At 55.0% G+C, this 8434-nt stretch carries 7 protein-coding genes and 1 pseudogene; all 8 read right to left on the reverse strand.

What is annotated here, in order from left to right; all coding sequences use genetic code 11:
- Nucleotides 1–760 (reverse strand): annotated as a pseudogene (locus CPT76_RS00830) (beta-phosphoglucomutase); the annotation flags it as partial.
- 64 nt (nt 761–824) lie between these two features.
- Complete coding sequence (locus tag CPT76_RS00835) at nt 825–1916, reverse strand: carbohydrate ABC transporter permease (RefSeq protein WP_105441611.1); 1092 nt, start codon at nt 1914–1916, stop codon at nt 825–827.
- 1 nt (nt 1917) lies between these two features.
- Entirely contained in the window at nt 1918–3000 is a 1083-nt protein-coding gene (locus CPT76_RS00840) for a carbohydrate ABC transporter permease (protein ID WP_105441612.1), read from the reverse strand.
- A 141-nt stretch (nt 3001–3141) separates the two neighbouring features.
- Entirely contained in the window at nt 3142–4554 is a 1413-nt protein-coding gene (locus CPT76_RS00845; RefSeq protein WP_105441613.1) for an ABC transporter substrate-binding protein, read from the reverse strand.
- Nucleotides 4555–4904: 350 nt separating this feature from the next.
- On the reverse strand, nt 4905–5909 hold the full coding sequence (locus CPT76_RS00850; protein ID WP_105441614.1) for a LacI family DNA-binding transcriptional regulator: 1005 nt from the start codon (nt 5907–5909) through the stop codon (nt 4905–4907).
- Between the two features lie 391 nt (nt 5910–6300).
- Nucleotides 6301–7068, reverse strand: a complete 768-nt coding sequence (locus tag CPT76_RS00855; protein ID WP_105441615.1) for a MerR family transcriptional regulator — start codon at nt 7066–7068, stop codon at nt 6301–6303.
- A gap of 156 nt (nt 7069–7224) precedes the next feature.
- A complete protein-coding gene (locus CPT76_RS00860) occupies nt 7225–7578 on the reverse strand; it encodes a winged helix-turn-helix transcriptional regulator (protein WP_258167950.1) in 354 nt (117 codons plus the stop codon).
- A 130-nt stretch (nt 7579–7708) separates the two neighbouring features.
- Nucleotides 7709–8434, reverse strand: a 726-nt coding sequence (locus CPT76_RS00865) for a glycoside hydrolase family 113 (RefSeq protein ID WP_105441616.1), incomplete at its 5' end; no start/stop codon positions are given.

Below are 8434 nucleotides of genomic sequence, written 5' to 3' on the forward strand. Positions count from 1 at the left end.
CGTTCTCCGACCACGCCGAAGTCTGGGAGGGCTGATTCGTTTGCAGATCATGGCTCATGACCGTCAGGAGCACAAATCCCGAATGCCGTGTACGCTGTCTCATCCAGGACAGCTCTCCGCCACGGCCCGTATCTTCGAGCAGCAAGCTCGGCTCAGCCTTGGCGGCTCCAAGACGGGGATCGCCGTTGTTGTTCTGCGATGCGATCTTACCGTCCAGCGCGGAGGTCAGGCTGATGGCCCCGCTGAAATTAAGGGCGGTGACTTCATAATGGATCGCCGCCAAATGCTTGTGCTGGAGGGCGGCGAACCGGCGGATCCGGATCCGGGCACGCTGGCCGCCGGGTGCTTCCCACTCGATCTCGCGCGTCAGCATCCCCTTTTTCATGTCCAGCTCCCGCCGGTAGTCGTGGACGACGCCGCTGTTCAGATGGAACAGCTGGCCCTCGATCCGCAGCTCCACCCGTTGCGCGTTGGTCACGTTCAGCATCGCGTGATTCCGCTCCGGATACCCGTACGCCCCTTCGGGATACACGATCGGTTCGGAGTCATAGAACCCGTTCAGATAGTTGCCGGTGACGGAAGTTCCCAACATGCCGTAAAAACCTTCCTCGAAATTGCCGCGCATGCCGATATATCCGTTGCCGATGGCAAACAGGCTTTCGCTGCGCTGGTTGTTTGCCTCGTCATACGTTTCCTCGGACAGACTCCATGCCTCATAAGGGTACAGCGGCTGCGGCCTCACATACGTTTCCATTCTCATCTTCGACTTCAGCTCCTTACGCCGCAAGGGCTTCATTATATGTTCATGTTACCCAGCGGTACCGTTAACCTTTCACTGATCCGCCCATCAGTCCTCTGACGAAGTACTTCTGGAGCAGGAAGAAGATCGCAAGCGGCATCAGCATTGAGATAAAGGCGGCGGACGTCAGCAGGTGCCAGTCGTTGCCGCGGGAGCCGACCAGATCGGCGATTTTCATCGACATGACCTGCACTTCCGGCTGGTTGCCGATAAAGATCAGCGAGACGAGGTAGTCGTTCCATACCCACAAAAACTGGAAGATGCCGATGGAAGCAAGCGCCGGGACCGACAAGGGCAGGATCAGCCGGCTGAAAATCGTGAAGTGGGTAGCCCCATCCATAAAGGCCGATTCGAACAAGTCCTTTGGCAGCTGGCTGATGAAGTTGTACATAAAGTACGTAACCAGCGGCAATCCGAACGCCGTATGCGCCAGCCAGATCCCGAGGTAGCTGCCGTTCAGGCCGAGCGAAGTATAATCCTTCAACACGGGGATCAGCGCCACCTGAATCGGAATGACCAGCATCGCGATAATGACGACGAACAGTGTCTTGCGCCCCGGGAACCGCAGCCAGGCGAAGGCGTAGGCGGCGAAGGATGCGATCAGGACCGGAATGACCGTCGCCGGAACCGCAATCGTCAGCGTATTCCAGAACGCTTGGGATAAGCCGGTTCCCTTCTCCTTCGACTCGCTGCCATCGGCATTTTTGATCGTATACTCCTTACCTGCGATCACGTTTTTATAGTTATCGAGCGTCAGTTTGGACGAGCCGACCCAGCCCTGATCCTGCACGCTGATTTCGCGCGCGCGGCGGTTTTCCCAGGTCAGCCGCTTTCCGTCCTGCATGACGCCGCTCTTGAGCTGGTCGTCCGTATACGTCTGGCCGTTCACTTCGATCGGCCCGCTCAGGTCGACATCCTTGGACAGCTGAATCGTGTCTTTCGTTTTCCATTCCTGGTGAGGGAATACCTTCCACCATCCGGTCTCCAAAATATCCGCGGCCGGACGGAAGGACGAAATCAACAGCCCCAGCGTCGGCAGCAGCCATACGAAACAGATGATACCGAGCACGATGTTGACAATCCACTTTTTGCTTCTTCTTTTCTTTTTGCCTGCCATGTCAGAATCCCCCCTGCTTGCGGAACTGGCGCAAATTGATGATGATGACCGGCAGGACGGCGATCAGGAGCACGATGGCCAGCGTTGAGCCGTAGCCGAAGTTCCGGTACATGAAGAACTGCCGGTAGAACTGGGTCGCCACCACTTCCGTGCCGTACTGTCCGCCCGTCATGACCATGACCACATCGAAGATTTTCAAGGTGAACACAATGATCGTCGTCGTGACGGTCAGAATCGTCGTCGAAATAAACGGAATGATGATGCGGAAGAAAATGCGGATTTCGCCGGCTCCGTCGACGCGGGAGGCTTCCAGAATATCGTCCGGCACGCCCTTGATGGCCGCCGAGAAGATGACCATGGCGAAGCCCGTCTGCATCCAGATCAGGATGATGATCAGAAAGAAGTTGTTCCACGGCTGGAGCATGCTGACCCAGGCCTGGGGCTCACCGCCGAGCGCCATGACGATGGCGTTCAGGAGGCCGATCTGCTCGTCTCCCGGCTGGTAATAGTACACAAACTTCCAGATGACGCCGGCCGCCACGAAGGAAATGGCCATCGGCATGAAAATGATCGATTTTGCGATCCGCTCATAACTGCTCCGGTCTGCAAGAATGGCAATCAGCAGCCCAAAGGCGACACACGCCAGTGTTCCGACGAAAACCCACAGCAGGTTGTTGCGCAGCGCGGTCGCGAGCAGCCGGTCGCTGAAAATGGCCATATAGTTGCCCAGACCGACGAACTTATCAGAAGACGCATTGAAAAAGCTCAGGTACAGCGTACGCAGCGCCGGCAGCACGAGCAGCCAGCCCAGCACCAGAACCGCCGGCCCGATAAACACATACGGGAGCACGCTGCGGCTGATCCGGTCGGGAAACTTCTCCACCGCCCAGGTAAACGTATAGTAAATCAAGTAAACGCCCAGAACGCCCCATAGAACGGCCAGCACTGCGGTAAGCAGCGGGTTCAGGGACGAATCCCGGAAAAAGACGAAAATCACGCCGTTGACGGCGATATTGGCGATCAGGACGCCCAGAAAGATGAGCAGCGCCTTGATGCTGAATCCCGGTTTCGTTTGCGTATTCATAGGTATCCTCCTAAACAGACGACTTCATGGGTAGATCAAACGCGGGGAGGAAAAAGAGAGGCCGACGGATCGCTAAACCCGATCAGCCTCTTTGGTTGCCCATCCCTGCTTCTCCGCTGCCAAAAAGCTAAGCGGCTGCGGTTAGTTGTTCCAGCCGGCCTGAATTTGCTTCAGCGCCTCATCCAGCGTCGCGGTGCCGCTGACATAGTCGGTCATGCCCTTCCAGAACGTGCCGGCGCCCACTTTGCCCGGCATCAGGTCGGAACCGTCAAAACGGAGGGTCGTCGCATCCTGGACCAGCTTCGCCATGCGGCGGTCGGACTCGGATGTGTACCAGTCGAGCGAAGCGTCGTTCATCGGAGCGATCACGCCGCCGGACTGCACCCACGACTTAATCGATTCGCCGGTCGTGAAGAACTCCATCACCGCGCGGACTTCCGGACGGTCGTTGAACATGGCATAGATGTCTCCGGCCACAAGCACCGGTTTGCCGTATTTCGAATCGATCGGCGGCAGGTAGAACCAGTCGTAGTCCTGGTCGACCTTAGCCGTTTCAGGGAAGAAGCTCGTAATAAAGTTGCCTGTCAGGTTGAACCAGGCTTTCGGAGGATTCTCGAACATCGGTTTCGGCGCATCGCCGAAAGCGGTTGTCACGATCGATTTGGTGCCGCCATACACATAGTCCTTGTTCATCCAGATTTTGGACATGAGCTCAAACGCGTTTTTCACTTCAGGCGAGGTGAAAGGCAGCTCGCCTTTGACCCATTTGTCGTAGTTTTCAGGTGTTGTCGTGCGCAGCATAATGTTTTCGATCCAGTCGGTTCCCGGCCAGCCGGTAGCCGCGCCGCTCTCGATGCCGATCGTCCATGCCGGGTCTCCGTCCTTGGCGATCTGCTCGGTCAGAGCCATCATTTCGTCCCAAGTTTCCGGAACTTTGTAGCCGGCTTCCTCAAACTGCTTTTTCGGATACCAGACCAAGCTCTTCACGTTGCTGCGGTTCCAGATACCGGCCATAATTTTGCCATCCTTGCCATCCATCGTCCCCATGTCGAGCCAGCTTTGATTGTAGTTCTTCTTCAGTTTCTCCTGGTCCAGAACTTTGGTCAGATCCACCACTTTGCCGGTCTTGGCGATTGAGGCCAGCAGGCCTGGCTGTGGGAAGTCGGCGATATCCGGCGCATTGCCGCCGTCCACGCGGACGTTGATGGTCGCCTCGAACTCCTTGGAACCTTCATATTGAATATCGATGCCCGTTTTATCCTCAAAGTCTTTGATGCTGGACTCGAATTTCTTCTGGTCCGCATCCACAAACGGCCCGAACATCGTCACTTTGGTGCCTTTATATTTGCCCTGAAGCGCCTCCTCCAGCGGCGAACCCGGTGTGGCCGCAGGCTCGGTTGCCGCCGCTGTCGAACCTCCGTTGTTAGACGCCGTACCAGCAGGTTCTGCCGAAGGACCTGCATCCTTGCTGCTTCCGCAGGCGCTCATCACCATTGTAAACGACAGTCCCAGCACCATCAGCAGCGATAGTTTGGGCTTTGATGTTTTTTTCATTTTGGAACATCCCCTTTTCTTCATTTAGAAAACGATTCATGATTCCTGATTCAGGTTACGGATGCCATCACGGGTTCCTAGCTTAGCGGCCGCTCACCCCCTTCACAGAATTGAATTCGGAGCCCTCCTGAAACATCCAGTTCATATACCATTGAACATATTCGTCAAATACAACGCTTACATGAATCCGGGAGGAAATCTCCCTCTGAAAAGCTTTTCAGTATCGTGTAAAAAAAGAGCTATCGACGTAACTTCACAGCAGACGGACCGCATTTAGCGGAAGTTTTTCTTGCGAGATCTGGAAGCGGAAGCTCCGAAGCTTTTACTTTCTGATCTCTAAAAAGATCTGCTTATCTCTGGCGGGATGACTCCCTTACGATCAGCTTATGCTTCATCATCTCCTTTGGGACCTTCACACTGCCTGTCGTAAGCAGTTCATGAAGCTTCTCCGCTGCGCGGTATCCGAGCTCGTAAATCGGCTGGGCCACCGTCGTCAGCTTCGGAATGAACATATTCGCCATCCGCAGATTGTCGAACCCGACGACCGACACCTGACCCGGCACGAGAATATTCCGGTCCTTCAGATACGAGATCGTCCCCATGGCGAATTCGTCCGCCACGCAGAATACGGCCGTAATGTCCGGATGGGCGGAAAAAAGCTCGTGCGACGCATGGTAAGCCTGCTCGAACCGGTGCTCCGCATAAGCCACCTTTCCGATGTTGTGGGTGAGCCCGCCTTCCTTCATGGCCCGGACGAAGCCTTCGTAACGCGGCGGCCCCGATACCGAGTTCACATGGTTGAAGCCGATCATACCGATCTCCCGGTGGCCCAGCTCAATGAGGAACTTCACGGCCTCATAGGCGGCCTCCTCGTCGTCGACCTCGACGCTCGGAACCTCGAATTCGTCCGAATGCGAGGACAGCAGCACGAACGGGATGCGGCATGCGGTAAGCTTCTCAAAGTACTCCGGATACAGGATATCGCTGGCGAAGACGATGCCGTCCACCTGCTTCTCGCGGAAGGCGTCGATGTACGACAGCAGACGGTCCTTGTCGCGGTCGGTGTTGCAGATCATCAAGCTGTATCCGAGCTTGACGCAGGCGTCCTGCATCCCCCGGATGATCCCGGCAAAGTACATGTTCTCGATATCCGGGATGAGGAGCCCAAGGGTAAAGGACTTTCTGTAGATCAGTCCCCTGGCAAAGGCATTCGGCTGATACTGGAGCTTCTCGATCGCTTCGAGTACGCGTGAGCGCTTGGCCTCCACCACCGAATCGGGCGAGTTCATAACCCGCGAGACCGTACTGATGGAGACACCGGCCATCTTGGCAACATCTCTGATTGTTGGTTTCATGTAGGCAACTTCCTTTTTAAGAAAACCTTTTCAAGGCGATTATAGCAAGGGTATTTCGAGTTGGCAATAACTTTTTTAAGCGCTTACATCACCTTTTTATTCCGAAACGTTTTTACTCATTGAAGGTGCCTATAGCTGCATAGGGAAAGGTTCTTCGTCCTCCCAGCAAAAAAAGCCCCATCAGGGCTTTTAGGTACGGCACCAAACGTTTGCGGTTTCTTTCGAGAAGGTCATTGCTCTACATTTCCATTCTTTATTCATGAACTGCGGCGTCCTGAATCCATATTTTACAAAAAAAGACCGCCCTTCCGTCTAGTCTTCCCAGGCCGTTTAGGCGATCTTATTTTCCTTGCTTGGTATTCTTTTTACTTGGTCACTTCGCAGTCCCGGCTCAGGACTTCGCCATCCCTGTGTAGACCAGAATCGCGTCCCGCAGAAACTCCGCCGCTCCCGGCTGCTTCGCATCATAGTAAGCTTTGAAGCGCTCGTCGTCCACATACATCTGGGCCAGCCCGGCATGCGCCTCTTTGCTGTAATCGCTCCAGTAGTACGTCAGCCACTGCTTGTGGAGGTCAGCCGCCTTCTGGGCGAGCTCACCGGCAGGATCCCCGGTTTGATAAGCCTGCCCAAGCGTGGACAGCACCTCATCGGCCAGGCGCGACACCTCTTCATACTGCTCCTTGGTCATGTTTTTAACCTTGGCGTTGGAACGCTCGATGGCCGCATCCCCGTACTTCTCACGGATTTCCTTGCCGTACTTCTGTTCGTTATCGTCAATGAGTTGTTGTTTGAAGCCTTCAAATTTCTGCTGATCCGTCATGTTTATTCTCCCTTCCTGATACTGGATCGTCCGTTCCACGTTGGCAATCAGCCGGTCCAGCTGCCTGCGTTTGTCAAGAAGCTTCTCACGATGTTCCTTCAGAGCTTCGCTGCTGTTAAAAGAAGGTGAGGACATCAGCTCCTTGATGCGATCGAGGCTTACGTCCAGCTCTCTGAAAAATAAAATTTGCTGCAGCCTGTTCACCTCATCCTCCCCATAAATCCGGTACCCTGACGAATTGATCCTAGCCGGCTTAAGAAGACCGATTTCGTCATAGTACCTCAGGGTCCGGGTGCTGACGCCCGCGAGCCTTCCCAGCTTCTGTACGGTGTATTCCATGGGATCACCTCCTGACGGTTTCACTGTACACCTTTACGCAGCGTCAAGGTCAAACCCTATTTTGCACATAACAAAAAGGGCTTACCAGGCCGACCCTCAGATGAAAGCCATGCCGTGCAGCCCTTGAAGTAACATTTGAGCTATTGCTTTGTTTCATTACTCCGCTGAAGCCGGGTTCCTCCCGCCCCATTTATCCACCCATCGCTCCATTTCCTTTAAGGCGAGCTGAAAATCGGCGCCCTTCTCCGTCAGCGAATATTCGACGGTCACCGGGACCGTGGGGAACACCTCGCGGTTCACAAGTCCCATCCGTTCGAGATGCCGGAGCGTATCCGTCAGCGACTGGGTTTTGATCACGGACGCATTGCGCTGAAGTTGATTAAACCGCTGCGGGCCCTTCAGCAGTTCATCCAGTACGAGGAACGCCCATTTGGTCTTCAGGATTTGCAGAACCTCGCAAATTTTCGAGCCCGACTCGTCGGGATCATATTTCAAAGCATGATCTTCCAAAGCGCTTCACCTCCCTCGTGTTCGAGAAAAAAAGTACCGACGTTATCCCGCCTGGCCGGCAGGATGCTGCCCTGAATATATAGCTTCAGCATGCCCGTGTCAATGAGCGGATGGTACGCTTGCCGGATTCCTACGGCCGATCATAAAGCTCGCCCAGTGCCGCAAAGGAAGCCTTCGTATCCCACGGCATCCCGGGATAGACCCCCCCTGTCCGCCCGTCTTTGAACGTGCGCACGACGCTGTAGCTCGCCGTATCCAAATTAAAGGCCGGCTCTTCATCATACGGATAGCTTGGCATGGCAAACGTAAACCAAAAGGCTCCATCCACCCCTTCTTCCTGAAAAATATCGAAAAGCTCCCTCATGTACCGGACCTGCACCTGTTCGTCCCTCACGATGCCCTCCCCCAGCCGCTTGGGCGAATGTCCATGATCTACAACGTTCCAGCCAAAACCTCCCCGGTCCTGCGCCCCTTCGTATGTGCAGCATCCGAATTCCGTGATGACGACCGGTTTCCCGTGCTTGAAATAGGCGCGCAGCTGCTCCCGGTAGCGCTTATCGTTATTCACATCGCGGTAATGATCGGCCGAAACGATGTCAAATAGATCCCAATTCACATTTTCCCACGTACCGGAAGCATAGGTGACTTGCCCGTGGAAATGCTCCCGGATCACGTTCACGGCTTTGCTGAGAAAAGCGTTCAGACGCTTATGAAAAGATCCCTTTCGAATGGTGTATTTGAGCAGCCGCCAAGGGCTCATCAGCACCCCGATCCGGTCGAAGGACGTAGCTCCTTCCAATATCCCTTTCATGAACAGGCTCAGCTCGCATCCAGCCACAAACACGACGTCCGCTCC

The organism is Paenibacillus sp. AR247 (genome assembly GCF_002968895.1).
GTDB classification, from domain to species: domain Bacteria; phylum Bacillota; class Bacilli; order Paenibacillales; family Paenibacillaceae; genus Paenibacillus_AQ; species Paenibacillus_AQ favisporus.

What these genes read in the sequence shown, in the direction of transcription:
- CPT76_RS00855 (WP_105441615.1), bottom strand. Translation starts at nt 7,068, where the DNA reads ATGGAATACACCGTACAGAAGCTGGGAAGGCTCGCGGGCGTCAGCACC.
- CPT76_RS00845 (WP_105441613.1), bottom strand. Translation starts at nt 4,554, where the DNA reads ATGAAAAAAACATCAAAGCCCAAACTATCGCTGCTGATGGTGCTGGGA.
- CPT76_RS00835 (WP_105441611.1), bottom strand. Translation starts at nt 1,916, where the DNA reads ATGGCAGGCAAAAAGAAAAGAAGAAGCAAAAAGTGGATTGTCAACATC.
- CPT76_RS00850 (WP_105441614.1), bottom strand. Translation starts at nt 5,909, where the DNA reads ATGAAACCAACAATCAGAGATGTTGCCAAGATGGCCGGTGTCTCCATC.
- CPT76_RS00840 (WP_105441612.1), bottom strand. Translation starts at nt 3,000, where the DNA reads ATGAATACGCAAACGAAACCGGGATTCAGCATCAAGGCGCTGCTCATC.